Origin of the sequence: Mycobacterium sp. UM_Kg1 (assembly GCF_000972925.1) — a bacterium.
Lineage (GTDB): Bacteria > Actinomycetota > Actinomycetes > Mycobacteriales > Mycobacteriaceae > Mycobacterium > Mycobacterium hiberniae.
Window position 1 is genome coordinate 1 of sequence record NZ_JRMK01000006.1, and the last position, 20,748, is coordinate 20,748.

20 protein-coding genes are annotated in these 20,748 nt (G+C 70.3%); 8 read left to right on the plus strand and 12 right to left on the minus strand.

Annotation, left to right across the window (positions count from 1 at the left end; translation table 11 throughout):
* Positions 1-57: 57 nt before the first annotated feature.
* The 6 genes from LI92_RS01795 to LI92_RS01820 form a co-directional block, all read right to left on the minus strand.
* Positions 58-333, minus strand: coding sequence for a hypothetical protein (locus LI92_RS01795; protein WP_046315278.1), 276 nt, complete (start codon positions 331-333; stop codon positions 58-60).
* Positions 330-4,811 (minus strand): cation-translocating P-type ATPase, encoded by a 4,482-nt coding sequence (locus tag LI92_RS01800; RefSeq protein ID WP_046315280.1) that lies wholly within the window; start codon positions 4,809-4,811, stop codon positions 330-332. Before LI92_RS01800 ends, LI92_RS01795 begins: the two co-directional genes overlap by 4 nt.
* Before the next feature lie 10 nt (positions 4,812-4,821).
* Positions 4,822-5,352, minus strand: a complete 531-nt coding sequence (locus LI92_RS01805) for a hypothetical protein (RefSeq protein ID WP_046315281.1) — start codon at positions 5,350-5,352, stop codon at positions 4,822-4,824.
* A gap of 106 nt (positions 5,353-5,458) precedes the next feature.
* Entirely contained in the window at positions 5,459-6,262 is an 804-nt protein-coding gene (locus LI92_RS01810) for an exodeoxyribonuclease III (protein WP_046315389.1), read from the minus strand.
* 38 nt (positions 6,263-6,300) lie between these two features.
* Complete coding sequence (locus LI92_RS01815; RefSeq protein ID WP_046315283.1) at positions 6,301-7,221, minus strand: N-acetylglutamate synthase, CG3035 family; 921 nt, start codon at positions 7,219-7,221, stop codon at positions 6,301-6,303.
* A gap of 11 nt (positions 7,222-7,232) precedes the next feature.
* Positions 7,233-7,826, minus strand: a complete 594-nt coding sequence (locus LI92_RS01820) for a peptide deformylase (protein WP_046315285.1) — start codon at positions 7,824-7,826, stop codon at positions 7,233-7,235.
* A gap of 173 nt (positions 7,827-7,999) precedes the next feature.
* Between LI92_RS01820 and napA the strand changes: the two genes are divergently transcribed.
* The 5 genes from napA (at position 8,000) to LI92_RS01845 (ending at position 11,350) form a co-directional block, all read left to right on the plus strand.
* The gene (gene napA, locus LI92_RS01825; RefSeq protein WP_019735830.1) at positions 8,000-8,308 is read left to right on the plus strand and encodes a nucleoid-associated protein NapA; all 309 of its coding nucleotides are present in this window, start codon (positions 8,000-8,002) and stop codon (positions 8,306-8,308) included.
* Between the two features lie 66 nt (positions 8,309-8,374).
* A complete protein-coding gene (locus LI92_RS01830) occupies positions 8,375-8,845 on the plus strand; it encodes a LytR C-terminal domain-containing protein (RefSeq protein WP_046315287.1) in 471 nt (156 codons plus the stop codon).
* A gap of 9 nt (positions 8,846-8,854) precedes the next feature.
* Positions 8,855-9,565, plus strand: a complete 711-nt coding sequence (gene sodC / locus LI92_RS01835; RefSeq protein ID WP_046315288.1) for a superoxide dismutase[Cu-Zn] — start codon at positions 8,855-8,857, stop codon at positions 9,563-9,565.
* Positions 9,546-10,712 (plus strand): glutamate--cysteine ligase, encoded by a 1,167-nt coding sequence (locus tag LI92_RS01840; protein ID WP_502691385.1) that lies wholly within the window; start codon positions 9,546-9,548, stop codon positions 10,710-10,712. The genes sodC and LI92_RS01840 overlap by 20 nt, the downstream gene beginning before the upstream one ends.
* Entirely contained in the window at positions 10,712-11,350 is a 639-nt protein-coding gene (locus tag LI92_RS01845; RefSeq protein WP_046315293.1) for an LON peptidase substrate-binding domain-containing protein, read from the plus strand. The genes LI92_RS01840 and LI92_RS01845 overlap by 1 nt, the downstream gene beginning before the upstream one ends.
* A 167-nt stretch (positions 11,351-11,517) precedes the next feature.
* Here the strand turns inward: LI92_RS01845 and LI92_RS01850 are convergent, their stop codons facing one another.
* Entirely contained in the window at positions 11,518-12,117 is a 600-nt protein-coding gene (locus LI92_RS01850) for a TetR/AcrR family transcriptional regulator (protein WP_046315296.1), read from the minus strand.
* Between the two features lie 124 nt (positions 12,118-12,241).
* Between LI92_RS01850 and LI92_RS01855 the strand changes: the two genes are divergently transcribed.
* A complete protein-coding gene (locus LI92_RS01855) occupies positions 12,242-13,522 on the plus strand; it encodes a cytochrome P450 (protein ID WP_046315298.1) in 1,281 nt (426 codons plus the stop codon).
* A 52-nt stretch (positions 13,523-13,574) separates the two neighbouring features.
* On the plus strand, positions 13,575-13,931 hold the full coding sequence (locus LI92_RS01860; RefSeq protein WP_192829958.1) for a bleomycin resistance protein: 357 nt from the start codon (positions 13,575-13,577) through the stop codon (positions 13,929-13,931).
* 8 nt (positions 13,932-13,939) lie between these two features.
* Here LI92_RS01860 and LI92_RS01865 read toward each other — a convergent pair whose 3' ends face one another.
* Positions 13,940-16,096 (minus strand): AAA family ATPase, encoded by a 2,157-nt coding sequence (locus LI92_RS01865; RefSeq protein ID WP_192829959.1) that lies wholly within the window; start codon positions 16,094-16,096, stop codon positions 13,940-13,942.
* Positions 16,097-16,207: 111 nt separating this feature from the next.
* Here LI92_RS01865 and LI92_RS01870 point away from each other — a divergent pair, with 111 nt between their 5' ends.
* A complete protein-coding gene (locus LI92_RS01870) occupies positions 16,208-16,768 on the plus strand; it encodes a chorismate mutase (protein ID WP_046315306.1) in 561 nt (186 codons plus the stop codon).
* Between the two features lie 8 nt (positions 16,769-16,776).
* Here LI92_RS01870 and pssA read toward each other — a convergent pair whose 3' ends face one another.
* The 4 genes from pssA to LI92_RS01890 all read right to left on the minus strand — a co-directional run bounded on the left by pssA (position 16,777) and on the right by LI92_RS01890 (position 20,735).
* Positions 16,777-17,679: a CDP-diacylglycerol--serine O-phosphatidyltransferase gene (gene pssA, locus LI92_RS01875; protein WP_046315307.1), complete on the minus strand. Its 903-nt coding sequence runs from the start codon at positions 17,677-17,679 to the stop codon at positions 16,777-16,779.
* Positions 17,676-18,383, minus strand: coding sequence for a phosphatidylserine decarboxylase (locus tag LI92_RS01880; RefSeq protein WP_046315310.1), 708 nt, complete (start codon positions 18,381-18,383; stop codon positions 17,676-17,678). The genes pssA and LI92_RS01880 overlap by 4 nt, the downstream gene beginning before the upstream one ends.
* Before the next feature lie 184 nt (positions 18,384-18,567).
* Positions 18,568-19,797 (minus strand): molybdopterin molybdotransferase MoeA, encoded by a 1,230-nt coding sequence (gene moeA, locus LI92_RS01885; protein WP_046315312.1) that lies wholly within the window; start codon positions 19,795-19,797, stop codon positions 18,568-18,570.
* A 14-nt stretch (positions 19,798-19,811) separates the two neighbouring features.
* Entirely contained in the window at positions 19,812-20,735 is a 924-nt protein-coding gene (locus tag LI92_RS01890) for an SDR family NAD(P)-dependent oxidoreductase (RefSeq protein WP_046315314.1), read from the minus strand.
* Positions 20,736-20,748 lie beyond the last annotated feature (13 nt).

Here is a 20,748-nt window from a genome sequence, read left to right on the forward strand (position 1 = left end):
AGATGTGTATAAGAGACAGGTCAACGACTGAGCCGCGCTCACGCGTCGGCTGTGGCGTCAGGCCTCTTCCAGGGCCTCGCCGATCTGTTCGAGCACTTCGCTGCGGTGGTTGCTGGCCAGGATGTGGCCGGCAGCCACCGCCACGGCCACCGGCCAGTCGATGATCTCGAAAGCGGCCAGCAGAGCCAGCCCGCCGTAGTAGGCCAACTGCTCCGGCCGCGGCACCGCCACCTTGCCGATCACCGGCAAGTCGACGGCGAACGCCTCCGCCTCGCGAATACGGGCAAGTGCCTCACTCTGGGATGCGCTGTGCCGCGGCTTGTCCGCCATCATGAACCTCCTGGAGGCGACGTATCGCCGGATGATCGGGCCGCAACCGTTTCGCGGCGGGAGTCAGTGTCCTCATTGTGCACAAGCCGCAGCCGCGGCGCGGCCTGACCGTTGGCAGCTTGCGGCGGATGATCGGGCCGGCGCGGTCCCGGAACGATGAACTCCCGGGGCTTGGTGGCAGTGTCCCGCACGCCCGACAACATCCGGGGCACCACGGCTGCCCCGAGGGTGGCGACCGTCGCGGTGCCCAGGGCCTGCGCCCAGCCCAACGGGCCGATCGGGGTACAGCCCAGGAGCTGACTGATACCCGGGATGGTGATCAGCGTCCCCATCGCGCCGAGCGAGCCCACCGCGGTCGCCACCACCAGCGGATCGCGCGAGTCCAGCAGCGTCTGCCCCAACTGGGTGGCCACCAGCGACACCAGCGCCACCGTGGAAGCCCGCTGCTGACGCCCGGTGACCGAGGCCAGGCCCCACGCGGCCACCGCGGCCGACGCCGTCGTCACACCGCGGACCGCCACCGTCCGCCACAGTGCGCGCTCGTCGGGGCCGTGGCCGCCGTCGGCGGCCTGCTCGTTGAGCGAGCTGACCGCCAGCGCGGTGGCCGGAAGAGCGTCGGTCAGCATGTTGACCAGCAGCAGCTGGCGGGCGTTGAGCGGTGACCGACCGGTGAGCGCACTGCCGATGATCGCGAACGCCACCTCGCCGGCGTTACCGCCCAGCAGCACCGCCACCGCGGCCTGGACCCGCTGCCACAACTCGCGGCCCTCGTCCAGTGCGTCGAGCAGGGTGTCGATCCGCTCATCGAGCAGAACCACATCGGCGGCCGTGCTGGCCGATTCGCTGCCGTGCGCCACCACCGCGATCCCGACGGTGGCGGCCCGGATCGCCGCGGCGTCGTTGGCGCCGTCGCCGACCATCGCCGACACCTTGCCGGCGCGCTCCAGCGTCTGGACGATCTGCACCTTGTTCTCCGGCGACATCCGGGCGAACACGACACGCTCGTTGACCGCCTGCTCCTGGCCTTTGCGGGACAGCGCATCCCACTGGGCCCCGCTGATCACCTGATCGTCGGCTACCTCCAGGCCCATTTCCCGGGCGATCGCCGTGGCGGTCAGCGGGTGGTCGCCGGTGATGAGCCGCACCGGGATCTGGCGGCGCCGCAGGTCGGCGAGCAGTTCGGCGGACTCGTCACGCGGGGTGTCGGACAGGCCGAGCAGGCCGACGAAGGTCAGTCCGTCGTGGCAGTATTCGGCGATCTCGTCGGGCTCGGGATCCTCGCCCAGCGCCGCACGTTGGGCGGCGGTCAGCTCACGCCGGGCCACCGCGATCACCCGCAGGCCGTCGGCGGCCAGGGCAGCGACCGACTTCTTGATCGCCGGACCGGCCCCGGTGCAGGCCAGCACCACCTCGGGCGCACCCTTGAGGGTCAGTTCGGTTCCCCGCACCGACGCCGAGTACGGGCGCCCGGAACGGAACGGCAGGTGCGAGACGGGACCCTCGGATGCGCCGATGACCACGCCCGCCTTGGCGGCGCCCTCCACGATGGCGGTGTCGGTGGCGTGCACCTGGCGGACTCCGTTGGGCACCGGGGCCGCGCTGGCCGCGAACCGCAGCACGTCCTCGTCGCTGAAGCCGGACGCGGGGTGTACCTGCGACACCCGCAACCGGTTCCGGCTCAAGGTGCCGGTCTTGTCGAAGCACACCACGTCCACCCGGCCAAGCGCCTCCACCGAGCGCGGCACGCGCACCAGCACCCCGGCTTTGGTCAACCGGCGGGCCGATGCCTGCTGGGACAGGGTGGCCACCAGGGGAAGTCCCTCGGGGATGGCTGCGACGCTGACGGCGATGCCGCTGGCCACCGCCTGGCGCAGCCCGATCCGGCGGGCCGTGCCCAGGCCGGTCACCAGGGCGCCGCCGGCCAGGCTGATCCGCCACGCCTTCCTGGTGAGCAGGCTCAGCTGATGCTGCAGTCCGACCGCCGACTGTTCGCCGGCCACCAGGTCGGCCGCACGCCGTCCGTGCGTGTCGCCGCCGACGGCGGTCACCAGCGCCAACGCGGTTCCGGTCACCACGGTGGTCCCGGCGTAGATCATGCATTCGCGCTCGGCCAAATCGGCGCCCGGCGTGGCCTCGACCTGCTTGACCACCGTCAGCGACTCGCCGGTCAGCGAGGATTCGTCGACCTCCAGGTCAATCGCCTCGATCAACCGGCCGTCGGCGGGGACCACCTCGTGGGCGTGCACTTCGATCACGTCGCCCAGACGCAGTTCCTCGGCCGGAATCTCGCAATGGCTGCCGTCGGGCAGCACCTTGCGGGCCGGCGGCACCTGTTCGTTCAGCAGGACGTTGAGCCGGCGCTCGGCGATGAGGCGCTGCGCGGCCGCCAGCATCGCATTGCCGCCCAGGACCGAACCGACCAGAACGGCGTCGACGGGGGAGCCCAGCACCGCGCTGGCCGCGGCCCCCAGAGCCAGCACCGGGGTGATCGGGTCGGACAGTTCGCTGCGCACGGCCTGGGCGAACTGCCGCAGCAACCGGGGCGGCGCGGTCTTCTGCGCTCCGCGGCGTGCCAAGTCCACGGCGGCACGGGCAGCTGCCGCGGCGGGCGGCGCATGGCTTTGTGCCGGCTCCGGTGCCTCCGGCGCAGGCAGCGCCGCCCGGACCTGCTCGACCGACATCGCATGCCATTCGTGCGCCGGCGCCGGTCGCGGCACCGCGGCTTCCACGGCACGCCGCGCCAGCCAGTAACCCGACACTGCGCCCGCGGCCGCGCCGGTGATCACCGGGCCCGGCCCGCTTCCGCGCACGCCGGGCAGTAGCAGCAGCGATCCCAATGCAGTTGCGCCCGTGGAGATCTCGACTCCACGGTGGCTGGCGGAGCGGGCGGCGGGCAAGGCGTGCAGTACGCGCCAGGCTGCAGCCAGGTCGGTCAGCAACACGTCGGCGCACCATGGCGGCGCGCCCCCGCCCGGCGCCACGCCCAGCGCCACGTCAGCGGCGGCCAGAGCTTCCACGGCCACCGCGGACAGCACCGCGACGTCGTGACCGTCGGCCTGGTAGGCCTCTACCGCGGCCAGCAGTGCCAGGTCTATGGACACCCCGTCCAAAGACCGGATCTCGTCGAAGATCGGCCGCAGCTCGCCGAGCACCTCGGCCTCTACCGAGACCACCTCGACGTCGGCGCGGCGGGCCTCGGTCACCAACGCCGATGCCAGTGGCAGCAGCGCGGGCTGAAACGATGCCTCAACGCCGGGGCGTGGGCCGATCGGATGCCATCCGGCCTGGAGTTCGGGGTCACTCAGCCGTGCCTGCGCCTGTGCCCACACGGCGCGCAGTTCGTCGTCGTCGGCGCCGCGCACGTGCATCACCCGCAGGTCCTCCCCGCAGAGCACCCGGGGGTCGATGATCACAGTGTCGATGCGGTCGAGCTCACGCAGACTGCCCGGTCGCAGCACCACGGTGTCGTGCCGATCGGCCAGACCTCGGCCCAGGGTCGCGGCGAACGATTCGCGGGCGGTGCGGGTGGCCTTCGGCGCGGTCACCGCCGCGGCCGTTCCGGCCAGATCCGGATTCCTGGTTGCCGCGCCGATCACGCCGGCGCCGAGGACTTGCGCAAAGGCGCTGCGCGTCAGGTGGCGTTCCACCGGCCCCGGGGGCCGCGGCGCCGGGCGCTCTGGGACGGTGACCGCCGGCTGCTCGGCGTGGTCGGCGAGCGCCGGTTCACGGCGGCGCCAGGCCCGTGCCTCAGCGCGTTCCTCCCCGGCGCGCATCGCCTCCACCGACAGGTCGACCGCCAGCGCGGTGGGCGCCTGGTTGAGGGTGTGTACGCCGGCGCTGGCCAGCGCCAGCAGGGCATCGGTCGCCTGTTTGCCGATCCGGTCCTCCAGCAGTCGGCGCAGCCGAGGCTGGTAGTCGATGACCACCACCCCGGCCTCCAGGCCGAGGGGCAGGCCCGGCAGGCGCAGCAGCCGGCCTACCGTCGCCGCTCCCAGCCCGACGACGTTGGCGCTGACAGTCACCGCGCGCAGTGCCTGGGTCAATCCATCGCCGGGCAGGCTGACGGGGGCCTGCTCGCTGGATTTCGCCGGGCGGAATCGGCGTTCGGTCTCGGCGACCACCTCGCACAGTTCAGTCATCGAGACGACACCGGTGTCACTCGAGTCGAGCCCGACGACCAGCCGCGACAAGGGCTGGTTCAACCGGACGGAGACGACACCGGGCAGAGCACGGGCCGCATCCAGGACGGCGGTGGCCAGCTCGGCCCCGGCCGGACCGTCGAGGCCCCGGATCTCGACCCAGGCCCGCCCCTCGCCGCGGAAGCACCGCCGCGACAGCACCGGGCCGGCGTGGCCGGTCGCCACAGCGCCGATGACGCCGGCGGTCTGGGCCGAGGCGTCGATCAGCGCCGATGTGAGTTGAGCACCGAAGTTTACTGCGCGCAGCGGGAGAGAGCGCCTGTCGGCGCGGCCTGAATTCACTCGTACCCGTCTAGTGGCGAGTACGAGTGCGGCTGCCGGCGGCAGTGCTACGCGTCTGCCGGGCCGCAGTCTTCTTCGGAGCGGGGCTGCGGCGCGACCTCGTCGTCGCGCTGGCAGGCTTGGCCGCCGACTTATCCGCCCGCTTGGCCGCGGGCTTCGCGGCCGGCTTGGCCGCGGGCTTCTCCGCCGACTTCGGCGCTTGCGCCACCTTCAACGTCCGCCCCGGCGCGGCGGGAGCCTGGCCGTCGTGCGAACGGTTGGTCAGTTGCCGGAGCACCAGCGCGGTGCCGCCCACCGCCACCAGCACCGGCCACTCGACCAGTCCGGCCACACCGAGCGCGCCCAGGGTCAGTCCCGCCGCGGCGGTCGAGTGGCTGCCGGAACGCAGCCCCTGCCGCGCACCGCTGGCCACCCCCTTCACACCGCCGATCGCCCCGTTGATTGCGGCTCCGCCGATCGCTCCGGCAGCCTCAGTGGTCATGGTGACCGCGCGGTTCGCCGCCCCGGCCACCTTTTGTACCGTCCCTGCGACGGCGTTCATGGGAATTCCCTGCCCTTCGAATGAGCAAATTGGTTAATTCGCCTATCCTATGCGCGATTCGCGCATAGGGCCGAAATCCACACGGAATTCATAGAACCGCGCCCGCTCAATCCCGCCGGATGTCCACCAGCACGGGGGCGTGGTCGCTCGGCGACTTGCCTTTGCGTTCCTCGCGGACGATCTCGGCGTGCGTGACCCGCGCCGCCAGCGCCGGTGAACCCAGAATGAAATCGATGCGCATGCCCTGCTTCTTCGGGAACCGCAGCTGGGTGTAGTCCCAGTAGGTGTAGACACCGGGTCCGGGCGTGAAGGGCCGCACCACGTCCAGGAACTGCGCGTCGGTGATCGCCTGGAACGCCTTGCGCTCCGGTTCGGAGACGTGTGTCGCTCCTTCGAAGAACTCCATGCTCCAGACGTCGTCGTCCTGCGGCGCGATGTTCCAGTCACCCACCAGTGCGATCGGCGCCGACGGATCGTCGCGCAGCCAGCCCGCCGCGGTGTCCCGCAGTGCGGCAAGCCAATCCAGCTTGTAGACGTAGTGCGGGTCGGTCAGGGTGCGGCCATTGGGGACATACAGGCTCCACACCCGCACTCCGCCACAGGTGGCGCCCAACGCCCGCGCCTCCACGGCGGGATCGGCGTCGGCCTTGCCCCACGCCGGCTGGCCGGGAAACCCGATTTCGACATCGTCCAGACCGACCCGCGAGGCGATCGCCACCCCATTCCACTGGTTGGCGCCGACGTGGGCCACCTCGTAGCCCAATTGGTGGAACGGCAGGGTCGGAAACTGCGCGTCGGTGCACTTGGTCTCCTGCATGGCCAGCACGTCGACCTCAGCACGGGCCAGCCAGTCGGTCACCCGGTCCACGCGGGTGCGGATGGAATTGACGTTCCAGGTGGCCAGTCGCAGCGCAGTCACGCAGCCACCCTAGAACGCGGGCGCCGCGGTCAGGGCCGCGCGGTGCGGGCGTCGATGTAGCGGGTGCGGTGCTGGCCGCCGAACCCCACCTTCTCGAAGAACGTGAACGCGCGGGGGTCGGAGCTGGGCACCTGGACGTAACCGCGGCTGGCGCCACGTTCGGCCCCCCAGGACCGCAATGCGTCGCAGACTGCGCGGCCGTGGCCCTGCCGGCGCCGGTCCGCGGTCACCCGCAGCGCTGTCAGCCCCAGCCAGCGCGTTCCATCGGGCCCGTCGGTGACCGCGCCCCGCCCGACCGCCACCCCCGGGATCGTGGCGAAGACCACCTCGCCGCCGGCCACCGCGGTCAGCACCTCCAGCGGAGTCGCCGCGTCGCCGGTGCGGTAGACCGCGAGCCAGTCGGTGCCGGGCTCGGTGTCCAACACCACACCGTCCGGGGCCGTCGCGGTCGCGATGTCGCCCACCATGGTGCGGGTCTCATACCGGGCCGGAAGGTCGCCCGACAACCGCAGCAGCCGCTCCGGCACCGCCAGGTAGGGCGGCAGGTCCCGCTGGGCGTACCAGTCGATGATCGCTGCCGCGGTGTTCAGGTGGGCGAACATGTCGAGTGGCACCGCCGAATTGGCGGCCAGGTCGGCGCCCGGACCGGCCCGCAGCAGCCAGCCGTCGAGCCATTGGTGTTCGCTGCCCGGCCAGGCCAGCGCTGCGGCGTGCTCGACGGAGCGGATCGCCGAGTTCTTCACCGGCCGGTCGGTCAGCCGCCGCACGTACAACACGTCGGCGTGCCGGCAGTCGTGGAGCACGCCGTCGGCCGAGCGAACCCGCACCAGCGGCCCGGTCTGCTCCAGATGCCCGATCACGTCGCCCATCGGGGGCTGCGAACCGGGTGGCCGCAGATAACGTAGGCTCACCCGCGTTCCGACTTCGGGAAGTTCGGGCGGCGGGCTCATCGCCGGCTCAATCAGTGACCGAACGGATCGGGGACATCGCCCGGCGTCCACGACAGGCCGGGGACACCCCAGCCGTTGGCCTTGACCGTCCGCTTCGCGGCGCGGGCGTTGCGGCCCACCAGCATGTCCAAGTAGAGCAGCCCGTCGAGGTGGCCGGTCTCGTGCTGCAACATCCGGGCGAACAGCCCGGTGCCCTCCAGAGCGACCGGGTTGCCGTCACCGTCCAGACCCGTGACTCGCGCCCATTCGGCTCGGCCGGTCGGAAACGATTCGCCGGGAACCGACAGGCAGCCTTCGTCGTCCTCGTCGGGGTCGGGCATGGTCTCGGGCCGCTCCGAGGTCTCCAGCACCGGGTTGATGACCACGCCGCGGCGCCGCGTCGTCGACCGTCGGTCGTCGGCGCAGTCGTAGACGAAGAGCCGCAGGCCCACGCCGATCTGATTGGCCGCCAAGCCCACACCGTTCGCGGCGTCCATGGTCTCGAACATCGTGGTGATCAAGTCGCCCAAGTCGGCCGGCAGCGAGCCGTCGTCGGCGACGGGCACCGGGCTGGTGGGGGTGTGCAGGACGGGATCGCCCACAATGCGGATGGGTAGGACGGCCATGACCGCAGATCTTAGGTGCCCCCCGCCGGTCAACTGCAGCGGCCACGGCGACTCGCCAAGCGGGCTCCCCGTTCAACACGGCTTGCCGTGATTCAATATTCGCTCAGAACACGCCGCCGAAAATAAGCGAACGTTGCAGCGAGAGAACTTTCCGGAAGGGTCCAGGAAACGATATGGACGGCGCCATGGCGCAGGCGAATCGCTCAGGGGACGATTCGGAACCCACCGACGGTCTGAGCCGTCGCGAACACGACATCCTGGCCTTCGAACGAGACTGGTGGAAGTACGCGGGCGCCAAAGAGGAGGCCATCAAGGAGCGCTTCGCGTTGTCGGCCACGCGCTACTACCAAGTCCTCAACGCCCTTGTCGACCGGCCTGAGGCGCTGGCTGCCGACCCGATGCTGGTCAAACGCCTGCGCCGGCTGCGCTCCAGCCGTCAGAAGGCACGCGCCGCGCGCCGCCTCGGTTTCGACATCACCTGATCGCGCGACCACCTTGATTGCTGGGCGTTTATAGGTTATGGCCCGCCTCTGGATACAGTGGGCGCAATGAACGACCACGTTCCCGACTCCTCCCGCCTTCCGCTCCGGGCGATGGTGATGGTGCTGCTGTTCCTGGGCACCGTCTTTTTGCTGGTGGGATTCCAGGCACTCGGATCGTCGGGAACCGACGATGACACCGACCAGCCGCCGACGGCGCAACCGGTCACCACCGTCTCGGCGCCGGCCAAGCCGGAACATCCCGTCCACAAGCCCGACGTGCGGGTGTTCAACATCTCCGAGCAGCCCGGCCTGGCCGGCCAAACAGCCGAGCGGCTACGCGAAGCCGGCTGGAATATCACCGAGATCGGCAACCTCGAACTGCCCGAGGTAACCCAGACCACCGTGTACTTCGGCGACGCCGAAGGGGAGCAGGATGCGGCCCATTCGGTGGGCGAGGTGCTGGGAGCCGCTGTCGAGCCACGCATCCCGGACGTGGTGGAGCAGCCACCGGGCGTCATCGTGGTAGTCGCGGGTTAAGCTCCTCGCATGGTCACAGGTCACCGCAGAGCTCTCGCCGCCGTCGTTTTCGCCACCCCGGTTGTACTGCTGGCGGCGTGCAGTCCGCCCAACGAGGTGCCTTCCGACGTGCCCGGCACCACTCCGGCCATCTGGACCGGCTCGGCGGCGCCGTCGGCCGAACCGGCAGAGCCGGGTGCCCCGGCCGGCGCGGACAACCTCGTCGCGCACCTGAACACCCCCGATGGCGGCCAGGTCGCCACCGCGACGTTCGAGTTCAGCAAGGCCGGTGGCAAGGAGTTCGCCACCGTGACCGTGCGGACCACCAGCGCCGGGGTGCTGACCCCCGGTTTCCACGGCCTGCACATCCACGCCGTCGGCAAGTGTGAAGCCGATTCGGTGGCCCCCACCGGCGGGGCGCCGGGCAGCTTCCTGTCTGCCGGCGGGCACTTCCAGGCGCCGGGGCACAACGAGCACCCGCAGAGCGGGGACCTGACCTCGCTGCAGGTGCGCTCCGACGGCAGCGGGCTGCTGGTGACCACCACCGACGCGTTCACCAAGGCCGACCTGCTGGCCGGGGACGGAACCTCGATCGTCATCCACGCCGACGACGACAACTTCGCCAACATCCCCGCGGACCGCTACACCCAGGTCAACGGTACGCCGGGCCCGGACCAGACCACGCTGACCACCGGGGATGCCGGAAAGCGGATTGCGTGTGGTGTCATCGGCGCCGGATAGCCCGCCGATCACAGGGGCTTCTGCGAGGTCGCAAGCCCGAATTGAGTTTGCCCGCAGCCCCCGGCCCACCATCGGCGTGGAATGGGAATTGGCGCTGGTCGACGCTCAAACCCGCGACCTGAGCAACGAAGCCAGCGCGGTCTTGTCCGAACTCGGCGAGAACCCGCGGGTGCACAAGGAATTGCTGCGCAACACCGTCGAGCTCGTGACGGGCATCTGCGACACCACCGGTGAGGCCATCGAGGATCTGCGCCAGACCCTGGCGACGGCCCGGCCCATCGTGCAGGGCCGGGGGATGGAGCTCTTCGGTGCCGGCACCCATCCGTTCGCCCGATGGTCGGCGCAGAAGCTGACCGACGCGCCGCGATACGCCGAGCTGATCAAACGCACCCAGTGGTGGGGCCGGCAGATGCTGATCTGGGGGGTGCACGTCCACGTCGGTGTCTCCTCGGCATACAAGGTGATGCCGATCATCTCGTCGCTGCTGCAGCACTATCCGCATCTGCTGGCGTTGTCGGCGTCGTCGCCGTGGTGGGAGGGCCACGACACCGGCTACGCCAGCAACCGCGCGATGATGTTCCAGCAGCTGCCCACCGCCGGTCTGCCGTTTCAGTTTCAGACCTGGGCGGAGTTCGAGGGTTTCGTCTACGACCAGAAGAAGACCGGGATCATCGATCACACCAACGAGATCCGCTGGGACATCCGCCCCTCGCCGCATCTGGGCACCATTGAGGTACGCGTGTGCGACGGCGTGTCCAACCTGCGCGAGCTAGGCGCACTGGTGGCCTTGACGCACTGCCTGATCGTCGACCTGGACCGGCGGCTGGAGGCCGACGAAGCCCTGCCCACCATGCCGCCCTGGCATGTGCAGGAGAACAAGTGGCGCGCGGCCCGCTACGGGCTGGACGCGGAGATCATCCTCGATGCCGACAGCAACGAGCGGTTGGTCACCGACGACCTCGACGAGCTGCTCAACCGATTGGAGCCGGTCGCGGCGCGGCTGCACTGCGCCGATGAGTTGGCCGCTGTCGCCGACATCTACCGCACGGGCGCGTCATATCAGCGGCAGCGCCGGGTCGCCGAGGAGCACGACGGCGATCTGCGGGCCGTGGTCGACGCGCTGGTGGACGAGCTCGACAGCGCGTGATGCAGCTGCCGATGTTCCCGCTGGAATGGGTGTTGCTGCCCGGCGAGGAACTGTCGTTGCGGATCTTCGAGCTGCGCTACACCGCGCTGGTCGGCGACCTGATGCGCAGCGGCGATCCCCGCTTCGGGGTGGTGCTGATCGCCCGTGGCCGTGAGGTGGGCGGAGGCGAGCAGCGCAACGATGTCGGCACCATGGCCACCATCACGCGATGCACCGAGCTGGGGGCCGGCCGTTATGCGCTGCGCTGCCTGATCGGGGAGCGAATCCGGGTGCGCGACTGGCTTGCCGACGATCCCTACCCCCGGGCCGTGGTCGAGATGGGGCCCGACGAGCCGTCAGAACCGTTGGCCGAAGAGCAGTTCCGCGCGCTCGAAGACCGCATCGACGCGCTGCACCTGCGGATGGCCCAGACCGGCCGGTATCCGGTTGGGCCGGCTCGAGGCAGTCTCGCGGACACGCAGCGGCTGCGTTCGCTGAATCCGGAGCAACGGCTGTATTCGCTGGCCTGCCGGGTCCCGATGGGGGAGGCCGACCGCTACGCGGTGCTGGCGGCTCCGGCGCTGCCGGAGCGGGTGGCGGCGCTTTATGAGGCGATTGCGACCGTATCGGCTCGGATCGAGTTCGATCTGCCTCGTTGACTCTGCGTCCACCCGGCAAAAGTGCGAGTGCGGTGGCTGGTGGACGCAGAGTCAACCGGGGCGGGCCCGCCGGACAGAGTGACGCGCCCCCACAGAATTGGTCGCACGATCAGCGCCGGTTGCAGCCGCGGCACCGGTGGGGTGCGCTGCCCATGGGCATCGGCGCATCAGCCCTCAGCGGTGGCAGGTGGCGGTGTCAGCGTGCCCAGCAGGCGATCGACCAGCGCGCGCAGTTCGTCATGGCCCCGGGTGACGCCGACGCCGCTTTCATTGCACAAACTGCGGGCGGTCTGGGCGATCAGCATCGAGACCGCGACGGGCGGGTAGAGCTGTAGGTCGACGCCGTTGGCGCGCAACGCCACCGTCGCCGCCGCAGTCTCGATGTCGCGAACCCGCTCCGCATACGCCTTGAGCTCGGCGCCGATGGCCTTGCGGTGATTGGCCAGCGCCATGAACTCGGTGTTGAGGCTGGTCACGCGATCGTCGCTGTTGATCTCCCACAGGGCGCGCAGCGGATCGTCGGCGGTCAGGGCGGTGCGCATCCGGTCCAGGGCGGCGTCTGCTCCGGACCGCAGAACCGCTACGAAAAGGTCGTCCATGGTGGGGAAGTAGTAGTAGACGAGAGCCTGCTTCACTCCGGCCTCGGCCGCGACCCGTCGCGAAGTCGCCGCGGCGTAGCCCTCCTCGCGCATCAGTCGCGCCGTCGCCTCGATCAGGCGGCGGCGGGCGGCGTTATCAGTCGATTTGGCCTTGCGTGTGGCCGGCATTCACGTCAGCCCGGGATGCGGAATGCTTGACCGTCCGGCGCCGCGCGTGGTAGGCATGACCCATTGTAGCAATTTGATCGATCGATCAGCGCGACGAGAGCGGGACGCGGGCGAAGGGCGGGCGATGACGGATCTCGCGGTGGTGGACTACTTCTCCGATCAAGACGTCACGCAGGATCCCTACCCCTACTACGAATACCTGCGTGGATGCGGGCCCGTGTTCGCCGAGCCGCATCACGGCGTCGTCGCCGTCACCGGTTACGACGAGGTGCTCGCCGCGTTCAAAGACCACGACTCGTTCTCGGCGGTCAACGCCATCGGCGGGCCGTTCCCCCCGCTGCCGTTCGAGCCCGAGGGCGACGACATCACCGAGCAGATCGAGGCGCACCGCCACGAATTCCCGATCTTCGAGCACATGGTGGTCATGGATCCGCCCGCCCACACCCGGGCCCGTTCGCTGCTCAGTGGGCTGCTCACCCCGAAACGCCTGCGGGAGAACGAAGAGTTCATCTGGCAACTTACCGACACTCAACTGGGCGAGTTCATCGGCAACGGGCGCTGTGAATTCCTGTTCGACTACGCCAAACCGTATGCGACCCTTGCTATCACCGACCTTCTGGGGGTCCCCGAGGAGGATCGCGCCGAATTCCGCAGTGCGCTGGGTGCGGGATACCGGCCGGGACAGCGGGTCGGATCCCTCGACGGAACTCCGGTGGGCCTCAATCCCCTGCAGTACCTCGACGAAAAATTCAGCGGCTACCTCGCCGAGCGGCGGCGCCGGCCCCGTGGCGACGTGCTGAGCGGTCTGGCGGCCGCCACCTACCCGGACGGCGACACGCCGGACTTGCTGGAAGTGGTGCGTCCGGCCACGTTCCTGTTCGCGGCCGGCCAGGAGACCGTCACCAAGTTGCTCGGCGCCGCAGTGCAAACCCTGGGTGACCGGCCCGATCTCCAGCAGACCTTGCGTGACGATCCCGCCCTGATTCCCGCCTTCATCGAGGAAGCGCTGCGCATCCAGAGCCCCACCAAGATCGACTTCCGGCTGGCCCGCAAGACCACCACTTTGGGCGGGGTGGCGATCAAGGCCGGAACCGTGCTGATGCTCTGCCTGGGCGCAGCGAACCGGGACCCGCGCAAGTTCGACCACCCCGACCAGTTCCGCCTGGACCGTAAGAACGTGCGTGAGCACCTTGCCTTCGGTCGCGGAATCCACACCTGCGCCGGAGCTCCGCTGGCCCGGGTCGAAGGCCGCATCACCATTGCGCGGATGCTGGACCGGATGCGCGACATCAGAATCAGCGAGACCCAGCACGGACCGGCCGACCGGCGGCGCTACTCCTACGAGCCCACCTTTCTGCTGCGCGGACTGACCGAGTTGCACATCGAATTCGACCCGGTGTCCTAGCGTTCAGCCCTCCGGACTGCCTTGCCGGACGTACGCTCGCGCCATGACCGACATCGCATTCACCTCGGTCGCACCGGTCATCCCGGTTCGAGACCTCGATGCAGCGCTCGAACGTTACCGCCGGCTGGGCTTCACCGCGCTGTCCTACAGTGGCCCAGCTCGGTACGGATTCGTGGATCGCGGCCGGGTTTCGCTGCACCTATCCGAGTGGTCCGAGCACGACCCGCAGAGCACCGCCGCCAGCGTGTACTTCTACGTCGACGATGCCGATGCCCTCTATGCCCAATGGACATCGTCGGGAGTGCCGGGTCGCTTCACCGAACCCGCCGACACCGACTACCAGCTCCGGGAATTCGCCTACATCGACCCCGAAGGCACCCTGCACCGGGTCGGCTCACCACTGCCGTAACAGCGGAGTCAACGGTTGTCGGCGAAGGACCGCAACGCCTCCACCTGAGCGGGATCCAGTGACGGGCGCACCGTTTCGCGTGCGGCGGCGACGTCCTCGGGGGTGACATCGGCGGCGTCGATGTTGCGCCGCATCGCGGTCAGGGCCGCTTCGCGCAGCAGCGCCACGCAGTCTGCGGCGCTGTAACCGTCCAGATCCGCAGCCAGGGAGTCGAGGTCGACATCGGCGTGCAGCGGCACGGACTTGCCGGCCACCCGCAGAATCTGGCGCCGGGCGTCGGCGTCCGGCGGCTCGACGAACACCAGCTTCTCCAGCCGGCCCGGCCGGGTCAGAGCCGGGTCGATCAGATCCGGCCGGTTGGTGGCACCGACCACCACCACGTCGCGCAGTGGGTCGACGCCGTCAAGTTCGGTGAGCAGCGCGGCGACCACGCGATCGGTCACCCCGGAGTCGAAGCTCTGGCCGCGGCGCGGTGCCAGGGCGTCGATCTCGTCGAGGAACACCAGTGAGGGCGCCGAATCGCGGGCCCGCTGAAACAGCTCGCGCACCGCCCGCTCGCTGCTGCCCACCCACTTGTCCATCAGCTCCGCGCCTTTGACGGCATGCACGCTGACCCGGCCCGAGCCCGCCAGGGCCCGGATCACAAAGGTCTTGCCGCACCCCGGCGGTCCATAGAGCAGCACCCCGCGCGGCGGGTCGACGCCGAGCCGGGTGAACGTGTCCGGGTGCTGCAGCGGCCACAGGATCGCCTCGGTCAGGGCCTGCTTGGTGGCGACCATGTCGCCGACGTCGTCGAGGGTGACCGATCCCACGGAAACCTCGGCAGCCGCCGACCGTGACAGCGGGCGGATCACGCTGAGCGCGCCCAGGAGGTCCTGCTGGGTCAGCTGCGGCTCCTCGTCGTTATCGCTGGCTCGTGACGCCGCCCGCAGCGCCGCCTCCCGGACCAGCGCGGCAAGATCTGCGGCCACGAAACCCGGTGTGCGATCGGCGATCTCGCTCAACGCCAGGTCCGCGGTGGGAACCGCGATCAGCAGCGTCGCCAACAGCGCGGCGCGGGTCGCGCCGTCGGGCAGGCTCAGCCGGATCTCGCGGTCGCACAGTTCCGGCGCCCGCAACCGGGGATCGGCATGGTCAGGCAGCGCCGAGGTCGCGATGAACGCCACCCCTTCGGTGGCCACCACCGCCCGCAGTTCGGCGAGGATCAGCGTGGCCACCGGCTCCGGCGGCTCGGGCAGCAGGGCGTCGACGTCGGCGATCAGCAGCACGCCCCCGACGTCGCAGACCTGCGCCGCCGCGGAGCGCACCGCGGCCAGCCGCTGCTCGGCGGCGAGCGCCCCGATCTCGGGGCCGTCCAGCTCGATCAGCCGGCGGCCTTCGCACACCGCCCGGACCATGGTCGTCTTGCCCACGCCGGCCGGACCCGACACCAGCACCCCGAGATTCGTTCCGGCGCGCAGGGCCTTGAGCAGCGCAGGTTCGTCGAGCGCGAGCTTGAGCCATTCGGCGAGCTTTGCCGCCTGGGCTTCGCAGCCCTTGAGTTCGTCGATGGCGATCCGGGCCGGTGCGGCCGGTGCGGCGACCGTCGCCGCCGGGGCACTGGGCCCGGCGCCGAAGGTGACCAGCGAGTTGGGCTGCACGCTGACCGGCCCCGCCGGGTCCACCCCCGTGACCGTCAACAACTCCGACGTCCAGCTGATCCCCACCGCCGAGGCCAGGGCGGAGGTGGCCGCCGACGTCGAGGTGCCGGGCCCCAGATCGCGGGGCAGCAGCGAGACCGCGTCCCCGACGGTCATCACCTTGCCCAGCAGCGCTTGACGCAGCGTGGTCGGCGACAACGTCTGAGACGCCAGGGCAGAACCGCTCAGCGTCACCGACCGGGCGCCGTAGACGGTCACCGCGGCCACCACCACCTCGGTGCCGTCGCGCAGGCCGGCGTTGGACAGCGTCACGTCGTCGAGCAGCGCCACCCCGGCCGGTGCGTCCGGGCCGGTGAGTCCCGCCACTGCCGAGGTGGTGCGAGAACCGGTCAAAGAGACCGCATCCCACTCCCTGATACCCAGGGCGGCAACGGCTTCGGGGTGCAGTCGGACGACTCCGCGGCGGGCGTCGACAGCGGAGGTGTTGAGCCGGGCGATCAGTGTCAGATGCCGGGAGGCGCCCACTCGGCGGTCTTCTTGGCGCTCATCGATGGAACCCACCCGGCCATTATCGGCATAGCGGCCGGTGGCCTCCCCGGTAACAGGCGGATCAGCCGGGCAGGTTTGAATACCACTATGCGGACGGGCGTGCTGGTAGCGGTGATCGGTGCGGTCGGTGGGCTGATGATCCCCGCCCCGGCCGGGGCGCAGGGCCCATCACCGTTGGCCGAGCTCGTGGATGCCGCCGCGCAGCGGCTGCAGGTCGCCGATGACGTAGCGGCGGTCAAGTGGCAGACCGGCGGTGCCATCGAGGATCCCGCCCGGGTGGGGCAGCAACTCGACAAGGTCGCCGCCGACGCCGCCGGTGCCGAGCTGGAACCCGACTACGTACGCCGGATCTTCGCCGACCAGATCGCCGCGACCGAGGCCGCCGAGCACTATCGGTTCGCGCAGTGGAAGCTGGATCCCGCCGCCGCCCCGGCCGCCGCCCCCGAACTGGCGGCTTCCCGGGCGCGAATCGACGGTTTCAACCAGGCCATGCTGGCCCAGATCGGCCGCCGATGGGAACTGCTGCATTCGCCCGCGTGCCCCGGTGAACTCCGGGAGGCGACCCGGACCGTCAGCGACGCACGGCAGCTCGACGAGTTCTACCGGCAGGCGCTGTTGTCGGCGACGAAGGATTACTGCGCCGGCTGACCGCGCTGTCAGCGACCCGGCTTGCGCAGCCGCAGTCGTGCCATCGACTGACCGCCGGGCCGGCGGATTCCCCGCCGCACGCCCGGGCGGCGGCTGGGCTGCGCCCGCCGGATGGCCCGCCGCGCGGCCCGGCGCTCCTTGGGGGCGTCCTCCCATGCCTCCGGGTGGGCGGCCACCCAGCGCTGGCTGCGGACCGAGAACGGGATGGTGCACAGGTAGGCCCCGATCAGCACCAGCACCAGCACGTAGGGGAACAGGAACGCCGCCGCTGCCACCAGTGCCAGCACCGCCAGCAGGGCCGCCGCCAGGTGCGGCGGCACCGACACGGCGTGCATCTTGCGCATCGGGATCCGGCTCACCAGCAGCATCGAGGTGCCCACCACCCAGATGCAGGTGAACCACTGCGACGTCCACCATCCCTCGCCGAACTGCAGCTTGGCGGCCAGCAGTCCCATCAAGGCGATGGCACCGGCCGGTGCCGGCATCCCGACGAAGAACTCCCGGGTGTAGGCGGGCAGGGTGGCGTCGTCGAGCAGAGTGTTGAACCGGGCCAGGCGCAGCACCACACACACCGCGTACAGCAACACCACGATCCAGCCCGCCGGCTGTGTCGACAACAACGACACATAGATCACCACCGCGGGAGCCACCCCGAAGTCGACGGCGTCGGCCAGGGAATCGATCTCGGCGCCCATCCGCGACTCGGCGTCCAGGATGCGCGCCACCCGGCCGTCCAGACCGTCGAGGATGGCGGCGGCGGCGATCAGCGCCATCGCGATGTGGGGCTGCCCGTCGAGGGCGTACTTGATCGAGGTCAGGCCCGCGCAGATGGCCAGGACCGTCATCGAACTCGGCAGGATGTGCAGACCTACCGGGCCCCGGCCCCGGGCCGGGGCGGCGGTGGTGGTCATGACAGGTGGGCCAGGACGGTCTCGCCGGCCACCATGCGCTGGCCGATGCCCACCAGCGGCTGAGTCCCCACCGGAAGGTAGACGTCGAGCCGTGAGCCGAATCGGATCAATCCGTAGGTGTCACCGATCGCCAGATGGTCGCCGGGCCGGGTGTCGCAGATGATGCGCCGCGCGACCAGTCCGGCGACCTGCACGGCGATCACCTCGGCACCGTCGGCGGTGCGGATCCGCACGCTGTTGCGTTCGTTGTCCTCGCTGGCCTCGGTGCGGTCCGCCGACCCGAACCGCCCGGCCCGATGCAGCACCTCGATCACCTCGCCGCCGACCGGAGCCCGCTGGACGTGGGCGTCGAAGACCGACATGAAGATGCTGACCCGCGGCAGCGGGGTATCGGGCAGATCCAGCTCCGGAGGCGGAGCCGCCGAGTCGACCAGGCACACCGTGCCGTCGGCGGGAGCCACCACCACACCGGGGCGGGTCGGCGGCACCCGGTGCGGATGCCGGAAGAACCCGGCGCTGGCGCCGGCCGCCAGCAACCCGGCGGTGCGCGCCCAACGGCGCTTCCGGCCCAACAGCGCCACACTCAGCGCGCCGCCGACGAACGGTAAGCCGGCACTGTGCATCGGCGGCACCGTCGAGCGCACCAGCTCGATCAGATGCCGAAGGCCGCCGGGATCATCTGCTGCGCGAGGGCGTCGGGCCATTGGGTCATCTTAGAAGCTGCGGTGCTGATGCGGCGGCCCCAGCTTCGGCTCTCCTGCGTCGAGCCTCGTGAACCGCCGGTGTCGATGCGGCGGTCCCAGCATCGGCTCTCCTGCGTCGAGCCTCGTGAACCGCCGGTGTAAACGCGGCGGCCCCAGCTTCGGCTCTCCTGCGTCGACCGCCGGATCACCCGGTCAGGTCCCAGACTTCCACCTGCGCGCCCTCGGGCAGTTCGGTGACGTCGTCGGCAATGTCGAGCAGGCAGTTCGCCGAAGCCAGGTAGCGCAGGTGGTGCGAGGCCGGCGGTCCGTAGCTCGTGACGGTAGCGGTCTCGTGGTCGAGCAGTCCGCGGCGGAACTGCCGCTTACCGGCCGGAGAGATCAGATTCTCGCGCAGAACGGCGTTGCGGCGCGGCCGATCCGGGGACGGCAGGTTCATCGCGCGCCGCAGGGCGGGCCGGACGAACACCTCGAAGGACACCTGCGCGCTGACCGGGTTGCCGGGCAGCGTGATGATGGCGGCGCCGGCGCCCGGGCCGCCGATTCTGCCGATGCCCTGCGGCATCCCGGGCTGCATGGCCACCTTGACGAAGTGCACACCCTGGTCGCCGTCGCGCCCGAAGACATCCTTGACCACCTCGTAGGCGCCCGCACTGACCCCGCCGCTGGTGATCACCAGATCCACCGCCCCGTCATACACGCCGTACCGGTCGAGCACCCCGGTGAACGCGGCGGTGTCGTCGGCGACGGTCGCCGTGGCCACCACCTCGGCGCCGGCCTCCCGCACCGCGGCCGAGAGCATCACGCCATTGGACTCGTAGATCTGTCCGGGTGCCAGCGGCGTGCCGGGTTCGACCAGTTCGGACCCGGTGGAGATCACCAGAACCCGCTGCCGGGGCTGCACCGGCAGGTCGGCCAGGCCCAGCGCCGCCGCCAGGCCGGCCGTCGGCGCGTTGACCAGCTGCCCCGCCCGGAGCACGGTGGCGCCCGCGGCGACATCGCTCCCGGCCGGCCGGATGTGGCGGCCCCGGGTGGTGGCGGCGCTGATCCGCACCACATCGGCGCCACCGTCGGTGGCCTCCACGGGAATCACCCCGTCGGCGCCGTGCGGAATGGGTGCGCCGGTCATGATGCGGTGCGCGGATCCCGGTGTCAGCGTGGGGATATCGGTGCGGCCGGCCGGAATGTCCTCGGTGACGGGCAATGTCACCGGATTGTCGGGCGTGGCGCCGGCCACGTCGTCGGCGAGCACGGCGTAGCCGTCCATGGCGGAGTTGTCGAAGACCGGCAGTGAGATCGGTGCGATCACGTCCGCGGCCAGCGCCAGGCCCTCGGCATCGGACAGTGCGACCGTGACCGGTGGCCGGGGACGGATCAGGTCGGCGACGGCCCGCTGGTGCTCTTCGACGGATCGCATGCCGACAGTCTGACTCAGACCGGGAAGGTGACTCCCGTCAGCTCCTCGGAGACCGCCCACAGCCGCTGCTGCAACTCGACGTCGTGCGCCTGCTTGCTGGCCTCGACGAGCTTGGGGTATCCGCGCTGCTCACCGATGCCGCCGGGACCGTAGTACTGGCCGCCGGTCACCTCGGGGTCGGTGGCTGCCCGCAGCGTGGGCAACGCCCCCATGGCGGCGCTCTGTACCACCAGCGGTGTCAGCAGCCGGTCCGCGGGGCGCAGGAACGGCGGGAGGTGCCGGGTCAGTTCGGTGTTGGCGGTGCCGGGGTGGGCGGCGACGGCGATGGTGGAGCGGCGTTTGGCGGCCAGCCGGCGCTGCAGCTCGTAGGTGAACATCAGGTTGGCCAGCTTGGACTGCCCGTAGGCGGCGATCCGGTTGTAGCCGTGCTCCCACTGCAGGTCGTCGAAGTGGATGGCGGCCATGATCCGGTGCGCCATGCTGCTCACGGTCACCACGCGCGACTGCCGCACCCGCAGCATTCGTGGCAGCAGCAGCCCGGTCAGGGCGAAGTGCCCCAGATGGTTGGTGCCGAACTGGAGCTCGAATCCATCGGCGGTGTGCCCTTTGGGCGTGTACATGACGCCCGCGTTGTTGATCAGCAGGTCGATGCGCGGATGTGTGGCGCTCAGGGCCTCGGCGGCTTCGCGGACCGAGGCGAGCGAACTCAGATCGAGATGTTGAACCTCGACGGCGGCCTGGGGGCTGGCCTCGCGGATCCGCTGTGCCGCGGCGTCGCCCTTCTCCAGATCGCGGACCGCCAGCACCACCCGAGCGCCGTGCTCAGCGAGCTCCGCGGCGGTGTGATACCCGATTCCGGTGTTGGAGCCGGTGATCACCGCGACGCGCCCGGTTTGATCCGGTAGGTCTGCCGTCGTCCACCTATCCCGGCCACCCATGTGACAAACGATA

Bases quoted from the DNA above. Each gene is read 5' to 3' on its own strand.
- LI92_RS01795 (WP_046315278.1), bottom strand. From the start codon at position 333: ATGATGGCGGACAAGCCGCGGCACAGCGCATCCCAGAGTGAGGCACTT.
- LI92_RS01805 (WP_046315281.1), bottom strand. From the start codon at position 5,352: ATGAACGCCGTCGCAGGGACGGTACAAAAGGTGGCCGGGGCGGCGAAC.
- LI92_RS01815 (WP_046315283.1), bottom strand. From the start codon at position 7,221: ATGAGCCCGCCGCCCGAACTTCCCGAAGTCGGAACGCGGGTGAGCCTA.
- LI92_RS01820 (WP_046315285.1), bottom strand. From the start codon at position 7,826: ATGGCCGTCCTACCCATCCGCATTGTGGGCGATCCCGTCCTGCACACC.
- napA (WP_019735830.1), top strand. From the start codon at position 8,000: ATGGACGGCGCCATGGCGCAGGCGAATCGCTCAGGGGACGATTCGGAA.
- LI92_RS01830 (WP_046315287.1), top strand. From the start codon at position 8,375: ATGAACGACCACGTTCCCGACTCCTCCCGCCTTCCGCTCCGGGCGATG.
- sodC (WP_046315288.1), top strand. From the start codon at position 8,855: ATGGTCACAGGTCACCGCAGAGCTCTCGCCGCCGTCGTTTTCGCCACC.
- LI92_RS01845 (WP_046315293.1), top strand. From the start codon at position 10,712: ATGCAGCTGCCGATGTTCCCGCTGGAATGGGTGTTGCTGCCCGGCGAG.
- LI92_RS01850 (WP_046315296.1), bottom strand. From the start codon at position 12,117: ATGCCGGCCACACGCAAGGCCAAATCGACTGATAACGCCGCCCGCCGC.
- LI92_RS01855 (WP_046315298.1), top strand. From the start codon at position 12,242: ATGACGGATCTCGCGGTGGTGGACTACTTCTCCGATCAAGACGTCACG.
- LI92_RS01870 (WP_046315306.1), top strand. From the start codon at position 16,208: ATGCGGACGGGCGTGCTGGTAGCGGTGATCGGTGCGGTCGGTGGGCTG.
- pssA (WP_046315307.1), bottom strand. From the start codon at position 17,679: ATGACCACCACCGCCGCCCCGGCCCGGGGCCGGGGCCCGGTAGGTCTG.
- LI92_RS01880 (WP_046315310.1), bottom strand. From the start codon at position 18,383: ATGGCCCGACGCCCTCGCGCAGCAGATGATCCCGGCGGCCTTCGGCAT.
- moeA (WP_046315312.1), bottom strand. From the start codon at position 19,797: ATGCGATCCGTCGAAGAGCACCAGCGGGCCGTCGCCGACCTGATCCGT.
- LI92_RS01890 (WP_046315314.1), bottom strand. From the start codon at position 20,735: ATGGGTGGCCGGGATAGGTGGACGACGGCAGACCTACCGGATCAAACC.